16 protein-coding genes and 4 pseudogenes are annotated in these 22,200 nt (G+C 61.1%); 8 read left to right on the forward strand and 12 right to left on the reverse strand.

What is annotated here, in order from left to right; genetic code table 11:
- Window positions 1-3: 3 nt before the first annotated feature.
- Window positions 4-684 carry a hypothetical protein gene (locus tag ACN2C8_RS19130; RefSeq protein ID WP_419255957.1) on the forward strand — a complete coding sequence of 227 codons (681 nt, stop codon included), beginning with the start codon at window positions 4-6 and terminating at the stop codon, window positions 682-684.
- A 1,011-nt stretch (window positions 685-1,695) separates the two neighbouring features.
- Complete coding sequence (locus ACN2C8_RS19135) at window positions 1,696-2,103, forward strand: helix-turn-helix domain-containing protein (protein WP_419255958.1); 408 nt, start codon at window positions 1,696-1,698, stop codon at window positions 2,101-2,103.
- A gap of 185 nt (window positions 2,104-2,288) precedes the next feature.
- On the opposite strand, the gene ACN2C8_RS19140 is transcribed toward ACN2C8_RS19135, so the two are convergent.
- Entirely contained in the window at window positions 2,289-2,702 is a 414-nt protein-coding gene (locus ACN2C8_RS19140) for a hypothetical protein (RefSeq protein WP_419255959.1), read from the reverse strand.
- A gap of 57 nt (window positions 2,703-2,759) precedes the next feature.
- Between ACN2C8_RS19140 and ACN2C8_RS19145 the strand changes: the two genes are divergently transcribed.
- Window positions 2,760-3,200 carry a DoxX family protein gene (locus tag ACN2C8_RS19145; protein WP_419255960.1) on the forward strand — a complete coding sequence of 147 codons (441 nt, stop codon included), beginning with the start codon at window positions 2,760-2,762 and terminating at the stop codon, window positions 3,198-3,200.
- Between the two features lie 90 nt (window positions 3,201-3,290).
- Here the strand turns inward: ACN2C8_RS19145 and ACN2C8_RS19150 are convergent.
- From ACN2C8_RS19150 to ACN2C8_RS19160, 3 genes and pseudogenes are all read right to left on the reverse strand, one after another.
- A pseudogene (locus ACN2C8_RS19150) lies at window positions 3,291-4,010 on the reverse strand (IS5/IS1182 family transposase); the annotation flags it as partial.
- A 285-nt stretch (window positions 4,011-4,295) separates the two neighbouring features.
- Window positions 4,296-7,514: a glycoside hydrolase family 2 TIM barrel-domain containing protein gene (locus ACN2C8_RS19155; RefSeq protein ID WP_419255961.1), complete on the reverse strand. Its 3,219-nt coding sequence runs from the start codon at window positions 7,512-7,514 to the stop codon at window positions 4,296-4,298.
- Window positions 7,515-7,769: 255 nt separating this feature from the next.
- Window positions 7,770-8,102 carry a hypothetical protein gene (locus ACN2C8_RS19160; RefSeq protein WP_419255962.1) on the reverse strand — a complete coding sequence of 111 codons (333 nt, stop codon included), beginning with the start codon at window positions 8,100-8,102 and terminating at the stop codon, window positions 7,770-7,772.
- 47 nt (window positions 8,103-8,149) lie between these two features.
- On the opposite strand from ACN2C8_RS19160, the gene ACN2C8_RS19165 reads away from it, so the two are divergent.
- Window positions 8,150-8,919, forward strand: a protein-coding gene (locus ACN2C8_RS19165) for an IS5 family transposase (protein WP_419256078.1) whose coding sequence is annotated in 2 segments (ribosomal slippage) — window positions 8,150-8,455 and window positions 8,458-8,919 — 768 coding nt in all. Because the reading frame shifts where the segments join, the coding sequence is not laid out codon by codon here.
- A gap of 51 nt (window positions 8,920-8,970) precedes the next feature.
- Here ACN2C8_RS19165 and ACN2C8_RS19170 read toward each other — a convergent pair.
- Together ACN2C8_RS19170 and ACN2C8_RS19175 are read right to left on the reverse strand one after the other, a co-directional pair.
- Window positions 8,971-9,078 (reverse strand): annotated as a pseudogene (locus ACN2C8_RS19170) (glutathione S-transferase N-terminal domain-containing protein); the annotation flags it as partial.
- On the reverse strand, window positions 9,079-9,804 hold the full coding sequence (locus ACN2C8_RS19175; RefSeq protein ID WP_419255963.1) for an SDR family NAD(P)-dependent oxidoreductase: 726 nt from the start codon (window positions 9,802-9,804) through the stop codon (window positions 9,079-9,081).
- A gap of 18 nt (window positions 9,805-9,822) precedes the next feature.
- Between ACN2C8_RS19175 and ACN2C8_RS19180 the strand changes: the two are divergent.
- Window positions 9,823-9,900: pseudogene (locus ACN2C8_RS19180) on the forward strand (hypothetical protein); the annotation flags it as partial.
- Here the strand turns inward: ACN2C8_RS19180 and ACN2C8_RS19185 are convergent.
- Both ACN2C8_RS19185 and ACN2C8_RS19190 read right to left on the reverse strand, forming a co-directional pair.
- A pseudogene (locus tag ACN2C8_RS19185) lies at window positions 9,897-11,251 on the reverse strand (IS3 family transposase). The pseudogenes ACN2C8_RS19180 and ACN2C8_RS19185 overlap by 4 nt on opposite strands.
- Window positions 11,252-11,404: 153 nt before the next feature.
- Complete coding sequence (locus ACN2C8_RS19190) at window positions 11,405-14,212, reverse strand: TonB-dependent receptor (RefSeq protein WP_419255964.1); 2,808 nt, start codon at window positions 14,210-14,212, stop codon at window positions 11,405-11,407.
- 325 nt (window positions 14,213-14,537) lie between these two features.
- On the opposite strand from ACN2C8_RS19190, the gene ACN2C8_RS19195 reads away from it, so the two are divergent.
- A complete protein-coding gene (locus ACN2C8_RS19195; RefSeq protein ID WP_419255965.1) occupies window positions 14,538-16,088 on the forward strand; it encodes a tryptophan halogenase family protein in 1,551 nt (516 codons plus the stop codon).
- A 37-nt stretch (window positions 16,089-16,125) separates the two neighbouring features.
- The gene (locus ACN2C8_RS19200; protein WP_419255966.1) at window positions 16,126-16,857 is read left to right on the forward strand and encodes a SapC family protein; all 732 of its coding nucleotides are present in this window, start codon (window positions 16,126-16,128) and stop codon (window positions 16,855-16,857) included.
- A gap of 253 nt (window positions 16,858-17,110) precedes the next feature.
- Here the strand turns inward: ACN2C8_RS19200 and ACN2C8_RS19205 are convergent, their stop codons facing one another.
- Complete coding sequence (locus ACN2C8_RS19205) at window positions 17,111-17,848, reverse strand: FadR/GntR family transcriptional regulator (RefSeq protein ID WP_419255967.1); 738 nt, start codon at window positions 17,846-17,848, stop codon at window positions 17,111-17,113.
- 552 nt (window positions 17,849-18,400) lie between these two features.
- Here ACN2C8_RS19205 and dgoD point away from each other — a divergent pair.
- Window positions 18,401-19,585, forward strand: a complete 1,185-nt coding sequence (gene dgoD / locus ACN2C8_RS19210; RefSeq protein ID WP_419255968.1) for a galactonate dehydratase — start codon at window positions 18,401-18,403, stop codon at window positions 19,583-19,585.
- Between the two features lie 198 nt (window positions 19,586-19,783).
- Here dgoD and tnpC read toward each other — a convergent pair whose 3' ends face one another.
- From tnpC to ACN2C8_RS19225, 3 genes are all read right to left on the reverse strand, one after another.
- Window positions 19,784-21,409 (reverse strand): IS66 family transposase, encoded by a 1,626-nt coding sequence (gene tnpC / locus ACN2C8_RS19215; protein ID WP_419255969.1) that lies wholly within the window; start codon window positions 21,407-21,409, stop codon window positions 19,784-19,786.
- Between the two features lie 70 nt (window positions 21,410-21,479).
- The gene (gene tnpB / locus ACN2C8_RS19220) at window positions 21,480-21,827 is read right to left on the reverse strand and encodes an IS66 family insertion sequence element accessory protein TnpB (protein ID WP_419255970.1); all 348 of its coding nucleotides are present in this window, start codon (window positions 21,825-21,827) and stop codon (window positions 21,480-21,482) included.
- Window positions 21,824-22,099: a transposase gene (locus tag ACN2C8_RS19225; RefSeq protein ID WP_419262263.1), complete on the reverse strand. Its 276-nt coding sequence runs from the start codon at window positions 22,097-22,099 to the stop codon at window positions 21,824-21,826. The genes tnpB and ACN2C8_RS19225 overlap by 4 nt, the downstream gene beginning before the upstream one ends.
- Between the last annotated feature and the right edge of the window lie 101 nt (window positions 22,100-22,200).

Genomic DNA, 22,200 nt, shown 5'->3' on the forward strand with positions numbered 1-22,200 from the left:
ACCATGAAGTCCTATCTGAACCGAGCGGCGCTGACCGCTCTTGCGCTGGCCTTGGTCGCCAATGTCACGCCGGCGGCCGCACAATTTTCGGGGCTCAAGGCAATGAAGTCTGTTGGGGCACCGTCCAGCGGTGGCGATATCGACGGCTTTCTTGCCACCACGCAACGCGCCGAGGCGCTAACGCGTGTTTCAGCGATATCGCTGCTTCAAGCCGTGAGTTCGAGGGAAGAGGCTGACCGCCTTCGCTCAACCATGGCAGCGGCTGAGGCCCAGTCGGACCCTAAGGAGCGCGAGATCGCCTTGCGTCGCGTGGCGAGTGACGCCGCAGCCCAACTGGCAGCGATCGACTACGATGCCAAGAGCAAGGAACTGGAGCGCACGGCGACCACGGAACAGCGGAAGCAAATGGCAGTGGCTGTCTATAACTTGGCTTTGGGTATCATGCTCGACAAGTCGGCCGTCGAACAGGGACACGCCTTGACCCAATCGGCCATGGGCAATCCGATGGGCATGGCCACACAGGGTGCCAAGCTGCTCCGGGTTAAAGACGCCGCATCGTCGATTAGCGGTCAAATGGGGAACTTGGCGAAGATTTTGACGGGCCTGCCCAAGTTGATGTCCGTCGCCAAGCTGACCGCCTTGCCGACAAGCACGGCTGATTTGCCGAAGTCCGCGGTCGACTGATTCGAAGCGAGAGAGCGTGCGGCCAGGCCTCGGGCTGATCGTCGGCCCTGACGATTGCGCGCCCGTTGCTGGGGGTTAGATCGAACGGGGGATTTCCCCTTCAGATGTCTCGTTCCTTTATAGACTCAGTAAGGAGAGAGACATCCGGAGGGGTTTTCCTCACGGCGGGCGCGCAGATAGGCGCGCAACCGTTCCTGCAAACCTCCCTGGAATGTCCCGCTGTTGGCGCCCAGAAAGTTGAGGCGGAACAAGGTGATCCTCCCCCGAAAAAGTGGACGGGGTTAAGCCGATCTGGGCCCCTGCAGTCTGGTAAAATCTTTTTTAGTTCAATGCCATGGCGCGAGATGGGCGGGGTCCGTCTTCGAAACCGAGGTACAGGCAGGGGACACCCCAAGGCCGGTATTCCGCGCGCGAGGGGCGAGGACTCCTAGCCAACGGGGCGTTGTGGGGTGTCCCCGCAGAGGGGGTAGATTGAGCCCACGGCTTAGTTCAGGGGGAGACCTCCCCCATTTTGGTTCAACCCCAAACCGGCTCGGGCCCATTACGACCCAGAGGCAATTGAAGACAGAGGCACTTTGAGACCACAATCGGCGTAGTCGGCTCGTGAGTTTTCCGCAGGCAAGGCCTATGCTGCCAAGGTGCAAGACCATCTCGACCTCCCCGGCGCTTCAGGCGCGATCTATCGCTTCAGGCTCATAGAAGATCCTGCGCAGCTCCCTTCAACGGCGGGCAACTTCGTCTATGTGCGCTGGCGCGGGGCAGCCCCGCAGGTGATGTGCTGCGGAGCCGTGGGCAGTCTCCTAGACGCCCGCCAGCAATGGGACGCCGCGGTGCGATCTCACAGCGCCCAGGGACTCTACATCCGCCTCAATGTTGCTCGCTCGACCCGGGGAGAGGAGCACCTTGATCTGGCCTCACGGTGGCGCCCGCCAATCCCTGCGCTCGACGAGTAGGCCGCAGCGACCTACCTACGATAAGTCCCGCTGCCCCCATCGAGCCAAGACCAACAAAATGAGGAAGCTTGTGCCCCAAGGCGCCAATGGCGCGCAGCCCCACCATGTCGATCTACATGTAGGCGCCTTGATTAGGACGCGGCGCAAGGCTTTGGGAATTTCACAGTCTGAGCTTGCGAACTCGCTGGGCCTGACCTTTCAGCAGGTCCAAAAGTATGAGCGAGGGTCTAACCGCGTAAGTTCGTCCAAGCTCTATGAGATCGCCTTGAAGCTTGAGACGCCGCTGGCGTCATTCTTCGATGGCTTGGAAACGCCAGTCGGCGATGGCCCCATTGCCGGCGGTCTGACCGATTTCCTAAACCAGCGCGGCGCCCACGAATTGGCGGCGGCTTTCACAGTGATGTCGCCAGCTTTACGTCGGCAGCTGGTCAGCCTGGCCATGGCTATGGCCGAGCCCGACCACTAAGCGTCCAAGCCGTGCCCGTCTGGCCCTGAGTGCGCTAGATTTCTGGGCACGCGATCTTGCCTTCGCGCCGCGTGATGACACGATGGGGACGCAGCTTAGGACTTCCGTTGTGGCCCTAACCCGCTTCGAGACTCAGGTTCTGAGGATTGTCAACGGCGGAGCAAAACCAGGCCACTGACGGCGCATCAGCCCGAGCCCCTGCCAGGCCCCGATCGGGGCCTGGCAGGGGCTGCGCATGTTTTGTTTGGGAGGCAGGCGGGCAGGATCTCGCCGGTTTCCGGGTCGATCTGTTGTTGTGTTGCTTCGTCATCCCGCCCGGCCTTGGTCGATAAGCGCCGGCGGGCGGTGGACTGGGCCAGCCGGTAGCTGTCGCCGTTCATGGTCAGGATGTGGACGTGCCCGCAGAGGCTCCAGACCTGCGCAAAGACCTGCTTGCCGATCCACAGACTAGTGGCGGCCTGCTGATCGCCGTCGCACCCGAAAAGGCCGACGCCATCCTGCGCAAGGTTACCGCCGCAGGTTTTGCGTCCTCCAGAATCGTGGGGCGTATGATTGCCGGGGCTCCGACGGTCCTGGTTCGGAACGCCGGCGGATAGCATGACCCGGCGCCTTCGAGCGAATTTGACAGCCGACCAAAGTCCTGTGACACATCCCCGATGAGTAAAGCATCGCCGCCTTCGAACGCCATGATTACAATTGGCCGCTTTCTCGTTGCGCTCTACTTTCTCTTGCCGGGCATTCTTAAGTTCCTGGCTTTCCCTACGCACGTCGGTCTGATGAGTGCCCACGGCATACCCAATCCAGCGCCCCTACTCGCCGTGGCGGGGGCCGCGCAGGTGATCGGGGCTTTGCTTTTGATGGCCAACCGCTTTGTGAGATTCAATGCGCTTGGCTTTGTGGTCTACACCCTTGTGATCAACGTCTTGCTGCATGACTTCTGGCATTTCACGGGCATCGAGGGTGCCCATGAAATGCAGAACTTTATCAAGAACCTCGGGATCCTAGCAGGCCTACTGGTGCTGGCAGGCATGAGCCCGTGGCGAATGCCCAGCGTCAAAGGACTGACGACCAGCGACGCCAAGGCGTTTGCCGTCTAGCAGGCTGTTGAAAAAGCGGCTTCGCGGGCAAGGATGGGTTGGATTTTGCGGTGGGGCGGGGTGATTTGATCGGGGTGGCGGCCTGAGTGGGCCGTTGATGGCGATGTGCGGCGAGACGGAGCGCGCCCTGAGGTCCTCGACGAAGGCGGTCACGTCATAGGCCTTGTCGGCACCCAGGGTGATCCGCTGAGGGGAGCGGCCCTGGGAGCGGCCGGGCCTGGCGTCCACCAGGGCCGGTGCCGCCTCGCACCCGGCCGTGCCGCTGGCCTGGGTGACGACGCCGCCGACCGCCAGGCCGTTGCGGTTCTCCATCAGGGCATGGCCCAGATAGCAGAGGAGAGCCGGCTGGCCCGTCGCCCTTGCGATACAGCCGCGCATGCGGATCGGTGGTGCTTTGGTGGGTCTCGTTGGAGCGCTTTTCCTTGTGGAAGCTGCGCTCGACGTTGCGGCCCGGGCCTTGCGGATCGTTGTCGCCGCCGTCGATCCTGCGGAAGCTCTTGGTCGAAGCCCCGGCCTTAATCAGCGTGCCGTCCACCGAGAAGTGGTCGCTCGACAGCAGCCGCTTCACGCGCGGCTGAGCCAGGATAGCGCCCAGGAACTTCCCCGCGATCTCGCCCTCCAGCAGCCGCTCGGGCACAACCGACGGCCGCCCAGCTGCGGCGGATACAGCGCCGCAAAGTTCTCGCTCAGCGCCTCCAGCGCCGCGTTGGCGATCTCGCGGATCGCGCGAGGCGGACGGTCCTGGCGAACCCGAGCCTCCAGGTCCATATAGGAAGACAGCGATCCAGATCGTGTGTCAGACCCGCGCATCACAACTTCCCCGGCTACCTCACACCAGAGTGAATCATGCCGAGTCCGGGACCGCCACCGACTTTTTCAACAGCCTGCTAGAGCGTTATTCGGCCAAGTGGATACCGGTTCGCCGCCGGAATAGCGCGTCAAGACAAGAACCTAGAGCAAACGACATGATTCAATCATGGCGACCCTTGCTCTAGGTGTCCGCCGGCTGGGTTCTAGAGGTCAAAATGATCCCGGAGCGGCGAGGCGCACGACGACGGCCGCCCCCTGGCGGCCGTCCAGAGCGATCCCCGTAGCCTACTGGGGTGTTGTAGCGCTGGCCAAAGCCGCCTGCTTCGGCGTCGTGCCCTCGCCGTCGAACGGTTCGAGCCTGAAGGCCACCCGGGTGGGCTCCAGCCGCGTACGGTACTGCATGTGCGGCTGGCCGACATGGTTCCAGGCGGTGTCGCCGCCGACGCCCCACTGCGCGCCGTCGACCAGGAGCGAGACCTCGCCGTGCGGCACGATGTCGGTGCTCTTCCAGGTCCCCTCGGGGCGGCGATAGAGATCGGCATAGGGGAAGGCCAGGACGTTCATCATCAGCGGCGTCTGGCCCTGAACCCGCAGGCCCCGGCCCTCGCCCGAGACTTCCATCCAGCGGACGTCGACCTTGTTTCCCGTGTCCTGCGGCCGCATGTAGTCGTGGTTCTGCTCGGCAATCAGCCCCCGCCACAGGCCGATCGGCGCGCTGGTCTTGCGGTCGACATAGCTCTCGTGCGGGCCGCGCCCGTACCACTCCACCGTCTTGACGCTCGTGGGCATCGAGAACGCCAGTCCCACCCGGACCGGTGGCGGAAGATCGCTCTTCAGCGGCGTCAGCAGGCCGGCGACCTCCACGGTCCCGTCGCCGCTCATCGCATAGGTGGTGACGAAGCGCGCTGCGCCCGCCCCGAGTTCGTGGTCGACGGTGACCTCCGCGCCGCCGCCGGGCAGCCGGCGGGTGGTGATCGAACGGACCTGCCGCTCCTTGGTCATGACCTTCCACGGCGTCTGCTGCGACGCCGTTCCGGTCAGGGTGCCGTTGTCGGTCTCGGCCCGGAAGAAGTTGGGCGCGCCGCCGGTCAACAGAGCCGACCCGGCCTTGCCGTAGCCGGTGAGCAAGCCCGTCTTTCGGTCGAGCGCCAGGCTGACCCCACGGGCCGATAGTGACACGCTCTGGGCGGTTTCCTTCAGATCGACGGAGCCGTGGGCCGTTACAGCGGCGGCCGCGGTCGGCTGACCCAGGGCGAACTGTTCCCAGCCGACGACGTAGCCTTCCGGCGTCAGCGGCACGGAGCCCGCCTTGGCCTTGGCGCGGATGGTGACGAAGTACTCGGCACCGGGCTTAGGTTCGACCTTCGGCAGCGGCAGATGGATCAGCTCGGTGGCCCGCGCCTTGGTCGCCAGTTCGGCCAGCGGACCCGAGGCGATGGTCACGCCGTTTTCCTGCAGTGCCCACTCGAAGGCGAAGCCCGACAGGTCGCGGAAGTCGTGGCGGTTGCGCACCGTCGCCGCGCCGGTGGCGGGATCGAAGCCCTCGAACTGGATCGGCGAGAGGACCTTCTGGACCTCGTAGAGGTGCGGATTGGGCGTGCGGTCGGGTTGGATCAGGCCATCCCCGAACTCGACGTCGCCTCCGGGGTTGGGTCCATACTCGCCGCCGTCGCCCCAGTAGCGCCGGCCATCCTTGGTGTAGCGGTACATCGACTGGTCAACCCAGTCCCAGATGAAGCCGCCCTGCAACTTGTCGTACTTGTAGATGGTGTCCCAATATTCTTTGAAATTCCCGCCGGAATTTCCCTGCATGTGGGAATACTCGCTCTGGATCATCGGCTGGCTCCGGGTCGGATCCAGCGCCCAGTCGACCATCTTCTCGACGTCGTCGTACATCGGCGCGTAGATGTCGACGTACGCGTTGGGCGCATGCTCCCAGTCCAGAGTACCCCAGCCCAGGTAAGAGATCAGACGTGACGGGTCGCGCTTGCGCGCCTCGGCCGCCGCCTTTTCGAAATTAGGTCCAATGCCGGCTTCATTGCCCAGCGACCAGAAAATCACCGAGGGATGGTTCTTGTCGCGCTCGACCATGTTGAGCACGCGGCTGACATGGGCACCTTCCCAGGCCGGGTCAAAGCCGATTTGTAGCGTTGGACGCAGCTCCGGGTACTTGTTGGCGTAGTCCATATAGGCGTGGCTCTCGATGTCGGCCTCGTCCATGACATAGAGGCCGTACTCATCGGCGAGTGCGTACCAGAGCTCGGCGTTGGGATAGTGCGAGGTGCGCACGGCGTTGATGTTGTTGCGCTTCATCAGCTCGATGTCGGCGCGCATCGAGGCTTCGGAAATGACGTGGAAGGTTTCCGGATCGTGTTCGTGGCGATTGACGCCGCGGATGACGATCGAACGACCGTTGACCGCCACCCGGCCGTCCTTGATCTCGACGGTGCGGAAGCCGATGCGCTGGGGCGTGGCCTGGATGACCTGACCCTTGGCGTCCAGCACTTCGACCAGCAGGGTGTAGAGGTTCGGCGTCTCGGCGGTCCATTGGCGAACGCCAGGAATGGTGGCTGATAGGGTCTCCGTCCTGGCCGGACCCGCCGCGACCTTGATCTCCTTGGTCAGGACGATCTTGTCGTCGTCGAGCAGTGTCGTGCGCACCTTGACGGGCTGGTCGCGCTTGGTCAGCACCACATCGGTTGACAAAGTCCCGTCGCGGTAAGCCTTGTCGAGGCCAGCGTGGACGAAGAGATCGGTCAGCCGCGCCTTGGGCGCGGCGACCAGATAGACCGAGCGCTCGATCCCCGAGACCCGCCAGAAATCCTGGTCTTCCAGGTAGCTTCCGTCCGACCAGCGATGGATCTGTATGGCCACCAAGTTCTTCCGGTCTGGGACCAGTAGCGGCGTGATGTCGAACGCGCTCGGTAGCTTGGAGTCTTCAGAATAGCCGGCCTCCTTGCCGTTGACCCACACGCGATAGGCCGAGCCGGCCGCGCCGATGTGCAGAATCACGTCCTGGCCTGACCAGGTTGGCGGCACCTCGAAGGTGCGGCGGTAGGAGCCCACCGGATTGGTGGCGTGGGGGATCAGGGGCCGGTTGGCAGGGAAGGGATAGGTGATGTTGTTGTAGCGGGGCTGATCGAAACCTTCGGTTTGCCACATGGCCGGGACCTTGATGGTCTGCCAGCTGGAGACGTCGTAGTCGGGCTTTTCGAAGCCGTCGGGCACGGCGTCTGACGACGGCGAGAAGCTGAACGACCAGGGACCGTCGAGCGATTGGTAGCGCTCCGAATGTGTTTGGTCGCCAGCAAGGGCCGCTTGGCGGGTCTCGAACGGGAAATGGGTAGCGGCGGCTGGCAGTTTGCGTCGCGCGAACACCGCGGGATTCTCCCAGTCCGGCCGCGAGGCGTCCACCTGCACCGGTTGAACCCTTGGATCTTCCTGCGCCATCGCTGGGGATACAAGCGACAGCAGTCCAATTCCCGCCAGCAGCGCCTTGCGCATGGTGTTTCCTCTCCAACTAATTTTCTAATTTTCTTGGGTGGTCGCCCGCTCAAAGGCGGTCGCTATCGGATCCTGGCCGGGCATCGGCGGGGGGCGACGCCGGGGCGCGGCGCGGCAATTTCGGCCAAGCCGAGCCGTGAACCATGTCGCCAAGATTTCGCTGTCGATTCTCGGTCATCGCCGCGTCTCCCCCGGCGTTCCAATAGCGTCAGCAAGCCATAAACCTTGTCCATTTGTATTACAATATTTCGATCTCTAAGAAGCCACGCTGCGCGCATAGGGGCCGTCGACGGTTAGGGTCAGCGCGCCGGGTGGCCGATATTGTCCCACGAGCGTCAGGCCGAGGCGCGATCGATCGTCCTTGACAGTGTTCACATTGAAGTTGCGCGGCGCGTAGAGGTCGGTGAATGGCGGCGAGGCTGACCGACCGACACTCATATTGGGCAGATAGCCGTCGAACGTGACGCTGTTAACGGTCGCTACGCGCTCTTGGCAAAAGACCGATCCAAGCAGGCCCAGCTTGCCTTCAGCGAAGGTGTCGTTAACTAGGCGGTGTGGACAAAGTGGATTCCCAAATCGGCTGATCACTGATTCAAGGCTGTTCTTTGGGGAGAGCAGCCTTGGTTCGCGGTTTGATGTCGGATGATGAGTGGGCCTTTTTCGAACCCTTCGTGATTGAGAAGGGGCCGCGTCGGGGGCGACGGCCCCGGGATCACCGTCTGGTGCTTGACGGGGTGTTCTGGATCGCTCGAACGGGCACGGCCTGGCGTGATCTGCACAGCCATTTTGGCGAGTGGAACTCGGTCTACCGCCAGTTTCGGCGTTGGACGCTGTCTGGGCTCTGGGACGTGATGCTGGAGGCGCTGAACGAGACCGGGCAAGGCCAGGACAGTGTTCAGATGATTGATTCCACCATTATTCGCGCTCATCAGCACGCCGCTGGGGCGCAAGAAAAGGGGATCAGGATCAGGGTCTTGGCCGCTCGCGAGGTGGCTTCTCGACCAAGATACATCTCCGCAGCAAAGCTCTGGGCCTCCCTGTCGCTGTCACGCTGAGCGGCGGCCAAGTCTCCGATGTGAAGGGCTTCGGCCCGGTCATGGATCAGCCCGGGCCCCAGCCCCGCGCCCTGTTCGCCGACAAGGGATACGACGCCGACTTCATCCGCGACGACTTGGCCGTAAGGGGCGTCGCCGCTGTCATTCCAGCCAAGCGAAACCGCAAGGTTCAGCCCGTCATCGACGGGCACATCTACGCTCTGCGAAAATTGGTCGAGCGCTGCTTCTCAAAGCTCAAAAACAACAGACGGCTGGCTACCCGATACGACAAGACAGCCGACAGCTTCCTCGGCTTCATTTTCGTCGCATCCATACGACTGTGGCTCAGGCACTTTGTCCACACCGCCTAGTTCAATCGATGGCACTCGGACGAGTTTATTAAATGAACCAACCGTGCCTCTGGCGTCGACCACTGAAGCTTTCACGTGTTCGTACTTGTAGCCATAGAATTCGAGTGCCACAGCAACGCGACGGACGAAGGGAGAGATTGGAGCCCCGATCAACCGCATTTAAAACGCCTCCTTGGCGGGCCGTACATCCAATTCATGGGTCCAGGCGCGTGAAGGTTGCCGATGGAGCATTTCATAGAGATCCACGATCCCTTCCAGGTCGACTAGTCCGTCGTGGCCTCGCGCCTCGGCGATCGCTGGTCTGCCGATTTGGATCCGATCACCGTCAATAGCGCCATCGATCACTACATGAGCAACGTGAATGCCCTTAGGACCAAACTCGCGCGCCAAAGACTGCGCCAGAGCCCTCACACCCGCCTTTGCTGCCGTAAAGGCTGCAAAGTCAGGCTTTCCGCGCAGGGATGCGCTAGCGCCCGTGAATAGGAGTGTTCCTGCCCCCGTGGGCACCATGGAGCGCAGCGCTTCTCGGGAAAATAGAAACCCGCCGAAACAGGCAATACGCCAGCAGCGCTCAAAAAATTCCGCCTCCATGGTAAGGAAGTCGCCCGGCATGTTGTTGCCGGCGTTGAATATCGCCAGATCTACAGGCCCCTCCGCTTGTGCCTGTTTGAAAAGCTCGCGAACCTGGCTCTCATCTGTAGTGTCGGCTTCGATAGCTGTTGCAGCGCCACCTGACTGACGAATGGCGTCCACCACTAACGCGACCTTTGCATATGTGCGACCCGCTACGAAGACATGGTGGTCTGCCGCAAAGCGCTTGCAAAGCCGAGCTCCCAGTCCGCGTTCTGGCCCAACTCCTATGATCACCGCCGTTTTGCTGGTCATGCCTTAAGTCTCCGTGCTTGTACGTCGTCAGAAGTTTTGGGACAGCCGGATCGCGGATTTAGCGGAGGGTTGGCCTCGTCTAGGGTTGATATCTAGGCGGCGACTTTGCGGTGCTGCAAGCGCCTATGTTCGAGGGTCTGTCGCTTGACGCTGGCGCGGCGGCGCAGGATGTCGGCGGCCCGGCCGAAGTAGGCGTCGGCCGGCGTTACGTTGTCCAGGCTCTCGTGATAGCGGGCGTGGTTGTAGTGCTCGATGAAGGCGCCGATTTGGGCCTCCAGGTCGCCGGGCAGGAAGTAGTTCTCCAGCAGGATGCGGTTCTTCAAGGTCTGGTGCCAGCGCTCGATCTTGCCCTGGGTCTGGAGATGGTAGGGCGCGCCCCGGACGTGTTTCATCTCCTGCTTGCCCAGCCAGTTGGCCAGTTCGCCCGAGATGTAACTGGAGCCGTTATCCGACAGCAGACGCGGCTTGTGCCGGACGCTGACCTGGTCGCAGCCCGACGCGCTGAGCGCCAGTTCCAGCGTGTCGGTGACGTCTCCCGCCTTCATGGTCGTGCACAGCTTCCAAGCGATGACGTAGCGCGAGAAGTCGTCCAGGATCGTCGACAGATACACCCAGCCCCAGCCGATGATCTTGAAGTAGGTGAAGTCAGTCTGCCACATCTGGTTTTGTGCCGTGGTCTTGTCGGTGAATGCCTTGGCGGCCTTCATGACGATGAAGGCCGGGCTGGTGATCAGGTCGTGGCTCTTCAAAAGCCTGTAAACACTGGCTTCCGAGACGAAGTAGCCCTGGCTGTCGGCAAAGCGCACCGCCAGCTCCCGCGGGCTCAGCTCCGAGTGCTCCAGGGCCATTTCCAGGATCGCGGCGCGCGCGTGGTCGGGGATGCGGTTCTACACCCGGCCGGGGCGTCGTGGGCGGTCTTCCAGGGCCTCAGGACCGCCGGTCTGGTAGAGATCATACCAGCGGTAGAAGGTGGCGCGGGGTACGCCGATCTGCGCGAGCGTCCGGCGCACGCGCAGGCTCGATTGCTCGACCAGGCGGATGATCTCGATCTTTTCGCAAGCCGGATATCTCATGCCTCGTCGCCCCCATCGGCGATCATGCTTTTTTTAAGCAGGCGGATTTCAAGCGCCTGTTCGGCCACCACTTCCTTCAGGGCCGTCGATTCGCGCCGCAGATCCTTGACCTCGTCCGTGGTCGCGGCCCGGGCCGTATCGCCCGCCAGGCGGCGCTTGCCCGCCTCCATGAACTCCTTGGCCCACACGTAGTACAGGCTCTGGGCGATGCCTTCCTTGCGGCAGAGCTCAGAGATGCTGTCTTCCCCGCGCAGCCCGTCCAGCACGATCCGGATCTTGTCTTCCGCCGAGAAATGCCGGCGCGTCGCCCGCCGGATATCCTTCACCACCCGCTCTCCGGGCGTCGCTTTCGCGGCCAAGGGTTTTGGTCTCATCTTCGTTCCTTCGTCACTTCGACGAGACCAAAACCCTCCTCTAAACGGAACCCTCAATCTGTCTCATTGGCGCTGACGGCGGACACAATACAAAGAGGGGCGGTTCGTGTTCACGAACCGCCCCACTCTATTGGCTAGAGTTAGTGAAAGTTTTTAGAAATCCCAACGAAGTCCAAACGCATAACGAGGACCGTTATTTTGCACTGAAAGGACTTGATTGTCGAACCTGCCAGTTTGGATGTTTTGCTCGTCAGTCAAATTGGTTCCTTCAAAAAATACTTGGAAGGTTTTGCTGACTTGATAGCTACCGCGAGCGTCGACTTGGCCGAACGCGCGGCGATAGACAGGGTCGCCGCCCTGGCCCGGTGTAACCAGATATTCAAGGAACCGGTCACGATAGTTGTAGGAAACGCGCGCTGAGATTTTGCCCGCTTCATAATAGCCCGTCAGGTTGTAGCTATCGCCCAGACCTTCAAGGGCAAAGGACTGCGTCGTTGAACCGGGGGCAAAGGTTGCATCCGAGTTCACCAAAGTCGCGTTGGCCTGGACGCCAAAGCCACTGGCCCAGCCATCCAAGAAGTCAAACGCGACGTTGGCGGCGATTTCGACGCCCTTGACGCTGGCTTCTTCGATGTTGCGTGGACGGCGTACCGAGAAGGTTGCCGAACGCGCGCCGGTAATGCCGCCGACGCCGACCGGCAGGTTGCCGGCATTCGCAATCGGGAACACTTCGCTAGCCCGTGTTTGGACGATAAAGTCCGCAACGGTCTTACGGAATGGCGCGATCGAGAATGAGGTCGAACGCGTGGGATACCACTCTAGAGAAAAGTCATAGTTCGTTGACACGTAGGGCTTCAGGTCTGGATTTCCGCCGCTGGCATCAAGACTTGCTGGTCGAACCGTGTCGAAATTTGTACGTGGAGCCAACAGGGAAATCTGTGGCCGCGTAAGGGATTTCGAGATCGATGCACGAGCAACGATCTGATCGGTCAGATTGATCTTGAAGTTCACATTGGGCAAGAATTCCGCGTAGTCAGATTCCTTGCGCGTAACGACGGGCTTTCCAGCGTTTGCGTAGACGGCGTTATAGATGGTGACGTCACCTGGAACCGGCAGGAGATCCGTGAGCGTCAACTGCTGACCCTCGGCCGTCACATCAGTATTCATGTAACGAATACCGACGTTCAGCGCCCAAGGCATTTCGCCCAGATCGCCCGCGAAATCAGCCGAAGCATAGGCTGCCGTGGTGACTTCCTGCACCGAGTAGGAGTTCGGCTGAGGAGTAGCATTGTAGCCGTTAGTCAGTGCCAATTGAGCCTGAACAGTACCGGCCGGGAGACCGCGGGCTGCGTTCAGGGCCGCCGCCGCTGCATTGCTCTCCAGGAACTTGAAGAACGCATTGGGATCGTAAGTCAGGAACGCGGCCGGGAACCGCCCGCCGCCATCCAAGAAGCCGCCGACATCATAACGCTGCAACAAGCTTGCAGGCGTCGCAATTGGATAACCGCAATAGAGGCACAGGGTGTTTGGGTCTGACTGGATTGAGAGATTTTCCTTCGAACGGTCCGTGTAGGCTATGCCGGCGCGGACGTTCTTCAGAGCACCCCAATCGGAGGTATACTCACCATCAATACGCTGCTCGAAGACCTCTTCAACCCGGTCAGCACCCTGACGTAGTGCAATGTGAGCCCGGCCAAGGTTGGAATTGGTGATGTCGGTCGAGTAGTTGAAAACGGAAGGGAAACCGTCGCCTGTGGCTTGCGCGAAGCTATACGTGCTCGGCACCCCAATAACCGTGAACAGATTGTCGCCACCGGCGCTATCTTCGGCCTTAGACCAAGATGAATCGAAATTTACGGTAATGGAATCAGAGACATTCCAGGCGGCGTTGAAGCCCAGGGCTTCCGTCGTAACGTCGCGCTTGTTCGAGGTCACGATCATATCGGCGAAGCCGTCTGTCGTGAGCGAGGTGACCGTACGGTTGGAGTCGATCGTCGCAGCCGTGTAGCTGGACGGCTCAAACCAATTGCCGATCGAGCGTACTGTCGAGTCCACAGTGAACTGGTTCCAAAGCGCATCCACCGTGAAAGTCAGGCTTTCGGACGGTTGATATTGGAAAGTTGCGTTCAGGCCAATGCGCTCGCGTTCTTGCTCATCAACCCCGATGTCTTGGTTTCGCGGCGCGAAAACATTGGTGAAGAGCGGCGAGGCGGGGTTTCCGACCGTCGTACCTGGGATGTAGCCACGGTTTTCAATAAATGGCCGGCGAGTTTCCCGGCTTTGATAGGAAACCGAGACCAATGCACCGATGGTGTCGTCAGCAAAGGTGTTGCTCAACAGGCCGAAAACTTGCGGCGTCGTTTGCTTGCTGTTTTTCTCGTAGAGACCCTTGGCGCTCAGTATCCCCTTGAAGGTTCCCAGCGTCAGCGGCCGGGCGGTGTGCACGTTGATGGTCGAGCCGATGCCGCCATCCTGCAGCGAAGCCAGCGGCGCCTTGTAAACATCCGCGCCGGAGATGAGTTCGGCGGCCAACAAATCGAACGAGAACGCGCGGCCTTCGTTGTCGGAGGCGAACGTCCGACCGTTCAGAAGAACCGTATTGAATTCAGGGCCAAAACCGCGAACCGTGACAAAGCGGCCTTCGCCGCCACTGCGGTCAATCGAAACACCGGGAATGCGCTGTAGGGATTCGGCGACGTTGGAATCTGGAAACTTGCCGATGGCTTCAGACGATACCGAATCTACCACGCCGATGGCGTTGCGCTTGATATCCGTCGAAGCGCGCAAGCTCGCGCGGATACCCGTGACGACGATCTCTTCTAGTTCGGTTGATCCAGGATTGGCGGCCGTCTGAGCAAATGCAGGCACCGCGCCCGCCGCCAACAAACCGATCGCACTGCAGCTGATGGTCAATACTGCCCGCAGGCCCGTTCGCGCCGAGCGCTTGTTTCTTTCTGTCATGGTTTCCTCCCGGTTGTACCTTCGGCCCCTTGGGGGGGGCTCTGCAGGCTGTCGCGTCAGTTTTTATATATATTGTTTTATTTCAACGACTTAGGATTGATTGCCGTTGTCGCGTGGACGAACGTGTGTGAGAGTTGCGGATGCAAGTTCACCATTCATCTTATAAGTCATACGAGTCCGCAAATGATTTCTGGCGCTGGCCGGTCGTCGCGCCACTTCAACCTGTGGTGCTGAAGGAATTTGACCTTTGCTTCCGCAGTCGATTTTTCAGTAAAAACATTTTTTGTAGCTTTTAATTCATCCACGAAGTGAAATGGAACATGTAATGGATAAGCAAATTGAGCATATCCTGATAGTGGGCGGCGGAAGTGCCGGATGGATTACTGCCGCTAGGATTGCTTCACGTTACGATGTGGCGTCGAATGATCGAATTCGGGTGACACTTATTGAGTCACGAAATGTTGGAACGGTAGGGGTTGGTGAAGGGACCTGGCCCACAATGCGCAACACGTTGCGTAAGTGCGGCATCAGCGAGACCGAGTTTCTTCGATCCTGCGATGCGACCTTCAAGCAGGGTGCTCGCTTCAATCGATGGACAGATGGCAGTGCGGGTGAGGGCTATTATCACCCCCTCAACCCACCCCAGGGCTCTGCTCAACTCAGCTTGTCGGGCCATTGGATGGCGACCAAGGCTGCTCAGGGCATTGATTTCGCAAATGCCGTGGACTTCCAAGCCGCTCTCTGTGACGCCGGGCTAGCCCCAAAATCCATAACCACGCCCGAGTACAGCGCGATCGCGAACTATGCCTATCACCTTGATGCTGTGAAATTTGCGGCCTTCTTGCGCGACCATTGCGTGGGTAAACTTGGGGTTCGCCATCTTATAGATGATGTAACCAAGGTCGTTATGGCCGAAAATGGCGATGTATCTGGCGTAGATACAAACGGAAATGGTCATATATTGGCAGATATGTTCATTGATTGCTCGGGATTTTCGAGCTTGATTATTGGGCAGGCTTACGGTGTGCCATTCGTTGAATGCCATGACGTGTTGTTTTGCGATTCAGCCTTGGCAATGCAAGTACCCTACGCGCGACCAGACGACCCCATTGCGACGCATACAATCTCGACAGCCCAGTCCTCAGGCTGGATCTGGGATATTGGTCTGCCCACCCGAAAGGGTATCGGACATGTCTATTCCAGTGCCCATATTAGCCACGATCAGGCGGAGGCCGAGCTGCGGGCCTATATCGGCCCCCAGGCGGCGAACCTCAGCGCTCGCCGCATTCCAATCCGTTCTGGGCATCGCCAGACCTTTTGGGTCAACAACTGTGTCGCGGTAGGTTTGTCCGGTGGGTTCCTTGAGCCCTTGGAGGCTTCCGCTTTGATGCTCATTGAGAAAGCGGTGGATTTCATCGCGGATCGCCTACCAAAAACGCGCGGTGCGATGCACATTTTGTCCAAAACGTTCAATATCTCTTTTGAACATCACTGGATGCGCATCATAGAATTTCTGAAATTGCACTACGTCCTTACGAAGCGCGAAGATTCTGAGTTCTGGCGCGACAACAGGAGAGCTGAGAGCGTGCCAGACGGCCTGGCTGAAAAGCTGGAGCTCTGGAGACATCACCCGCCCTCGCCTGATGACTTTACGCATGCCAACGAGGTGTTCTCATGGCCGAGCTATCAATATGTTATGCACGGTATGGGCTTTGAGGCGGATTATGGGCGCGACCCGTTGATCTTAGCCCAAGCACATCAAGCTGCGCGATGGTTCGCCCAAGCTGCCCAAATGACAAAAACCGCAACGTCTCAACTACCTCGACACAGGGACCTGATCGACAGCATCTCCCGTTACGGCCTTCAGGCTGTTTAGTGCGTCAATTGGTGAAGTTGTAACTGAAAGTATCAGCATGTTCGAAGCCCTAGACCCTCAGCGCCACGGTGACCTCCATCTGCGTTCTGATTTCGACATGTCATCGGTTGAGAACCGTGGTCACGCGCGACTAGGCTTTAGCGAAATGGTCAATGCCGCCGCTGACTATCCTATCATTTTCATGAAGGATGGTACGAGCGGGGCGTTCCATCTTTGTGCTTTGTTTGGATTTGATAGAAATCGATCGCTCTATGCGCTCGCCCAAAGTTGGCACGCTAATTGGTTGCCGATGGATATTACGCGCGGTCCATTGGCGCTGATCAAGACGGAAGGTGATTGGGTGGTTGGCGCTAACACGGCTGATCCCCGCCTCTCGAAGACTGGAGGTCAGGCGCTCTACAACCCCGAAAGACTTCCATCGGCTTGGCTGGTAAACGCTACATCTCGCCTGCTTGCCCACGGAGAAGATCTAGCGGCCGCTGATGTATTTACAGAGAATTTGGCGAAGGCCGGCCTAATCGCGCCGCTGAAGGTTGAGTTGAGCCTTTCGGACGGTCAAGTGCGTGAAATTACTGGCCTGTATACTATAAATAAACCGGCAGTTCAGAAACTAGAGGTCTCACTGGCCATAGAATTGTTACGAAACGGTGCTCTTGAGGGGGCCTTTAGAATGCTCGGGACGCAAGGGCAGTTTTCGCGTCTAAGGCATTTGTTCAATGCGCACTCAGGGCCGAAAATTTTATCTATGTCTCTGGATGTAGGTATCTAAGCGGCTACAGTGTCTGCCTCTGCTTTTAGGTGGACTTCCCGGCACCATGATCCTAGGCAAGCGACTGGCGTAATTTGTCGGGGAGTTTCGTCATCGGCTTTGCGATCGCCTCGCGTACGGCTTCGGAACTATAGCCTGCCAGGGGTGGCCCGTTCTTGACGGTCTCGCCAGGCCAATAGCCTTCAATAGGTGGAAGGTGCAGCAGCTGCCAGCGGCCAAAAGCGCCGTTTCTAGGTGGGCAATCGGGTCTCGATCAGTCCTTCAAGCTTTGTTCCACTATCGCCTCTTTAATGAGATCCATGACGTCGGCGATTAGTTCACGCATGGTCTCGGCTGCGGTGTCGGCATCGCGCGCCACTATCGCGTCCAATACGGCCTTATGCGCCTGCAGGCTCGCGTTGCGTCCCCGGTAGCGATTGGTGAACTGGATAGAGGTCTGCAAAGCCGTTGCCACGACGTCGCGGAATTGAGCATAGAACGGATTTCCCGAGGCTTCCAGAATCGCGACGTGGAAGGCGATGTCCGAGCTTAGCGGATTGTCGGCGCCGGCTTCGGCGGCCTCCATGCGCGAGTATCCGAGCTTGATCAATTCTAGGCTTGATGGACTGGCTGCCTGGGCCGCCAGCGCAGCGGCGCCAGGCTCGATGCTCAATCGCAGCTCGGTGAACTGGCGCAGCAAGCTGAGCGAAAATTTCCGCTCCAGCAGCCAGCGCAGCACGTCGGTGTCGAACCAGTTCCAGGCCGATGGCCGGGTAATGATCGTGCCTTGGCGGGGACGGGCGGTCAGCAGGCCCTTGGCGGACAGCATCTTGACCGCCTCGCGCGTTACCGAATGGCTGACGGCGTGTTCCTTGGAAAGCTCCGCCTCGATCGGGAATGGTCGACCGTCATAGGCTCCCGTGACGATCATGCGCCCCAGCGTGTCCAGCAAACCGAAAGTCAGGTTACGCCCCAGCGCCGAACGGGATTCCAGCGGGTCGGTAATTTTCATAGAATCACTGCTCTTAAATTTGCCTGGAGCTCGCAATAGATAGTTGTCCCGCGCCAAGAGCTCGACCAATCACGAATGCGCGGTGGCGAACATGCGCAGCCCCACCAGGACGCAGTCGTCGCCGTTCAAGGTCTCTATCAACGGGTCGCGACCCTCTTGGACTGGCGCGATAGAAGGCTTCGATCACACCGCCGTCAGCGCCTCAACGATCTCGAACGCTTCGCCCGGCTCCAGGCCGCGCAGGATCGCGACCAGCGGAAATATCTGTAGCACGGTGTTCCAAGTCGTCATGCGCAGCTCACTCCAGTGCCCCGATTGGTGTTCGGCTATCTCCGCCAAGTAAGCTGATATCGCTTTCATCGCGGCGACCCAGGCTACGCTTTCTACGAACAATGCGTCCGCATTCCAAGATTAATATTACAAACAGTTTGACGATCAGGCGACGCTCGACCTAGCTAGGGTGACGTACCCGGCGAACACTGGACGCCGCTTTATTGGGAGCTATTCGATGCGGTCTTGCCCGCGCTGCGCCAGATACTCGGCGGATCGTCGATGACGGGGGGACGCTTCGGAGAACTCATAGCCGGCGCAGGCCCGACCCGGATCGCGCGGATCGAGACGTTCATCGTGCCACCGCGCTGGCTGTTCGTCCGGGTTGAGACCCATGACGGCGCGGTCGGCTGGGGAGAGGCGAGTCTCGAGGGGCACGCCGAAGCCGTGGACGGCGCCTTCGCCTCGCTGCGCGAGCGCTTCATCGGCGCCGATGCCGACAATATCGAGGACATCTGGCAAGTGGCCTATCGCGGCGGTTTCTACCGTGGCGGACCGGTGCTGATGTCGGCCCTGTCGGGCCTGGATCAGGCGCTGTGGGACCTCAAGGGGCGACGCCTGGGCGTGCCGGTCTGGCAACTGCTTGGCGGTCGCGTTCGCGACCGGGTTCCGGTCTATGCCTGGATCGGCGGCGATCGTCCTGACGAGGTCGTCGAGGCGGCCCAGGCCCGACTGGCCCAAGGCTTCAAGGCCGTGAAGATGAACGCCACCGGCGAGATGGGGTGGCTCGACAGCGCGCAAGCGTTCGATGATGCGCTGGAGCGCGTGGCCGCAGTCAAGGCGCAAGGCCTTGACGTGGCGGTGGACTTCCACGGCCGCCTGCACAAGCCGATGGCCAAGCAACTGATCGCAGCGCTAGAGCCGCTGCGGCCGCTGTTCATCGAGGAGCCGTTGCTGTCGGAGAATGTCGAGGCCATCGTCCAGCTGTCGCGGCTCACCAGCCTGCCGATCGCCCTTGGGGAACGCCTCTATAGCCGTTGGGATTTCAAGCCCTTCCTGGAAGCCGCCGCCGTGGACGTGATCCAGCCTGACCTGAGCCACGCGGGTGGCCTTTCCGAGTGCAAGCGTATCGCCGCCATGGCCGAGGCCTATGACGTGGGCGTGGCGCCGCACTGCCCGCTGGGGCCAATGGCCTTGGCGGCCTGCATGCAGTTGGCCCTGACTACGCCTAACTTCGTGATCCAGGAGATGTCCCTGGGCATCCACTACAACGTCGGACACGACCTGCTCAGCTACATGCGCAACCCCGGGGTGTTCGAGGTGCGCGACGGCATGGTCGCCGCTCTGCAAGGCCCGGGCCTGGGCGTCGAGATCGACGAAGACATAGTGCGCGAGGCGGCCAAGGACGCGCCGTCGTGGCGAAACCCGATCTGGCGGGGCCAAGACGGTAGCTTCCGCGAGTGGTGACCACCGACTGACGGTTCCACGATTGCGGAGTCGGGTGCTGTCAGTCTAACCCCAGCTTGTCTCTACTGGGCGCAATTCGAGCAGAAACAGCCCGGTCTCAGGCCATGAGGGATTGACGCTCAGCCAAGGCGGCTGAGCGTTGTGCCTTCTAAGTTTCCCGGTTGATGCGTACCCATCCGGTGAAGGCCGCGCTGGCGCCTAAGCGGCGCGCCCGACCGTGGCGAGCGGCCGCCAGTTCCAAGGCAGGAGTTCGTCGAGCTGCTGACTGGGATGCTCGGCGATGCGAGCCAGGACATCGGCCAGCCAGGCTTGAGGGTCGATGTTGTTCAGCTTGGCGGTGACGATCAGGCTGTACATCACCGCCGCGCGCTGGCCGCCGCGATCAGAACCACAGAACAGCCAGGACTTGCGCCCCATGGCGACGCCGCGCAGCGCCCGTTCGGCGGCATTGTTGCTCAGACAGACGCGGCCGTCGTCGAGGAAGCGCGTGAACGCGGCCCAGCGCTTGAGCATGTAGTCAAAGGCCCGCGCCAGGTCATGACCGCGTGAGAGCTTGGCGCGCTGCTCGCGCATCCAGATCTCCATCTCGGCGACCAGCGGGGCGCTTAGCTCCTGTCGCACCGCCAGGCGCCGATCAGCGTCCTGGCCGTTGATCCCTCGCTCGATCTCGAACAGCGCGTCTATCCGCTGGACCATGCCCAGGGCGATCGGCGGGATCACCGCCGGCGCCGCGCCGCGAGCCTTGCGGCGAGCGTTCTGCTCCAGGTCGGCCAGCACGAAGAATGGCCGACGCGCGTGCGCCCAGCAGGCCGCCTCAAGGATCGGCCCCGCGGTTCGCCCCGGCTCATAGAGCTTGCCGTATCCGCCATAGGTGTCGGCCTGGAACAGGCCGGCATAACCTGACAGATGCGCCTGTGGGTGTTCGCCGCCTCGATCACGCGAGTAGTAGAAGACTGCGCCCGGTGGCGCCGATCCCGCGAACGGCTTGTCGTCACGCACATAGACCCAGAGCCTGGCGGTGTCGGTCTTGCCCTTGGCCAGGACCGGAACCGTGGTATCGTCGCCGTGCAATCGTTCGGCGGCAAGCACGTGAGCCTCCAGCCGCTGGAACAGCGGCGCCAGCACCGCCGTGCAGGCCCCGACCTGGTCGGCCAGGGTCGACAGACTGAGCGGCACGCCCTCGCGAGCATAGCGGTCGGCCTGGCGGTTGAGCGGCTGATGCTGACCAAACTTCTCGAACAGGATCATGGCCAACAGGCTGGGACCCGCCCAGCCCCTGGCGATCACATGGAACGGGGCTGGCGCCTGGCCGATGGCCTCACAGTCGCGGCAGCTAAACTTCTCGCGGACGTGCGCGATGACCTTCCAGGACGGGGGCACGACCTCCAGCGTTTCGGTGACGTCTTCGCCCAGCTTCGAGAGGCGCAGCCCGCCACAGCAGGCGCAGGCGGTCGGACCTGGCACGATCACCCGCTCACGCGGCAGGTGTTCCGGGAAGGGCTGGCGCGAAGGCCGCTTGCGGCTGAAGGCGGCCACCGTCGTAGCCCGCGCCGCCGCCATTTCCGCAGCCAGTTCGTCCTCCGTCGCCGAGACCTCCAGCTCCTCCAACTGCAGTTCCAGTTGATCCAGCAGGCGGGCCGTGCGCTCGGAATGAGGACCGAAGCGCTCACGATTGAGCTTCTGGATCTGGAGCTTCAGGTGGGCGATCAGCGCCTGGTCGTCGGACTGCCGAGCCAGGGCCATGGCGACCTCGGCCCGGGCGACCAGAAGCGCCGCCTTCAGCGCTTCGATATCGTCCGGCAGGGCTGCGAGGTCAGCGTCCATGACCCCGATGGAATCATAAATTTCGCCGCTTGTGGCGCCCCTAAATGCAGGCCGACCCGACTATTTTTGGCTACCCGGCGGCAGACGGACGCCAGGTGTGCTGGGGGTTTCGCCAGTCGATGCCCTCCAGCAGATACGACATCTGCCCGGCCGTCAGCGCCACCGCGCCGCCCTCGGTGACAGGCCAGACGAACCGTCCCCGATCCAGTCGTTTGGCGTAGAGCGACAGCCCCAGGCCGTCATGCCACAGTACCTTGATCAGCGATCCGCCACGCCCCCGGAACACGAAGACATCGCCGGCGAACGGATCTCGACCCAGGCCTTCTTGCACCAGCAGAGCCAGGCCCTGCATACCCTTCCTCATGTCGGTGTGTCCCGCCGCGATCCACACGCGCACCCCAGAGGCGATTGGGATCATCGCAGGGCTCGCAGCGTCGCCGCGACCAAGCCGGGCGAGGCGGCGGCGTTGATGCTCACCCGCGCGCCGCCGACCAGTTCAACCACGATCGCCGGCTCGGGACGCGATGTCGCTGGCGCCGGCTCATTGAGCAGGATCGCGGGCGCGAAAGCCGGTGCGGCGACCGCCGCCATCGCTTCCTGTCGCCACTTGTAGATCAGGCTGGTGGAGATCTCGTTTTGCCGGGCGATCTCAATCACGACCGCGCCGGGCGCGAACGCCGCTTCCAGCACGGCGCGTTTGGTTGCCTCCGACCAACGCCGACGGCGCTCCGGGCCCATAATCAAACTCGAATGGCCCATGCCCTGCAGCTTTGCGTACTCGTAAGGACGTC

The organism is Caulobacter sp. ErkDOM-C (genome assembly GCF_048541825.1).
In the GTDB taxonomy this organism is placed as follows: domain Bacteria; phylum Pseudomonadota; class Alphaproteobacteria; order Caulobacterales; family Caulobacteraceae; genus Caulobacter.

Bases quoted from the DNA above. Each gene is read 5' to 3' on its own strand.
- tnpB (WP_419255970.1), bottom strand. From the start codon at position 21,827: ATGATCCCAATCGCCTCTGGGGTGCGCGTGTGGATCGCGGCGGGACAC.
- ACN2C8_RS19140 (WP_419255959.1), bottom strand. From the start codon at position 2,702: ATGCTATCCGCCGGCGTTCCGAACCAGGACCGTCGGAGCCCCGGCAAT.
- ACN2C8_RS19175 (WP_419255963.1), bottom strand. From the start codon at position 9,804: ATGACCAGCAAAACGGCGGTGATCATAGGAGTTGGGCCAGAACGCGGA.
- dgoD (WP_419255968.1), top strand. From the start codon at position 18,401: ATGACGGGGGGACGCTTCGGAGAACTCATAGCCGGCGCAGGCCCGACC.
- ACN2C8_RS19135 (WP_419255958.1), top strand. From the start codon at position 1,696: ATGAGGAAGCTTGTGCCCCAAGGCGCCAATGGCGCGCAGCCCCACCAT.
- ACN2C8_RS19145 (WP_419255960.1), top strand. From the start codon at position 2,760: ATGAGTAAAGCATCGCCGCCTTCGAACGCCATGATTACAATTGGCCGC.
- ACN2C8_RS19195 (WP_419255965.1), top strand. From the start codon at position 14,538: ATGGATAAGCAAATTGAGCATATCCTGATAGTGGGCGGCGGAAGTGCC.
- ACN2C8_RS19190 (WP_419255964.1), bottom strand. From the start codon at position 14,212: ATGACAGAAAGAAACAAGCGCTCGGCGCGAACGGGCCTGCGGGCAGTA.
- ACN2C8_RS19130 (WP_419255957.1), top strand. From the start codon at position 4: ATGAAGTCCTATCTGAACCGAGCGGCGCTGACCGCTCTTGCGCTGGCC.
- ACN2C8_RS19155 (WP_419255961.1), bottom strand. From the start codon at position 7,514: ATGCGCAAGGCGCTGCTGGCGGGAATTGGACTGCTGTCGCTTGTATCC.
- ACN2C8_RS19200 (WP_419255966.1), top strand. From the start codon at position 16,126: ATGTTCGAAGCCCTAGACCCTCAGCGCCACGGTGACCTCCATCTGCGT.
- tnpC (WP_419255969.1), bottom strand. From the start codon at position 21,409: ATGGACGCTGACCTCGCAGCCCTGCCGGACGATATCGAAGCGCTGAAG.
- ACN2C8_RS19205 (WP_419255967.1), bottom strand. From the start codon at position 17,848: ATGAAAATTACCGACCCGCTGGAATCCCGTTCGGCGCTGGGGCGTAAC.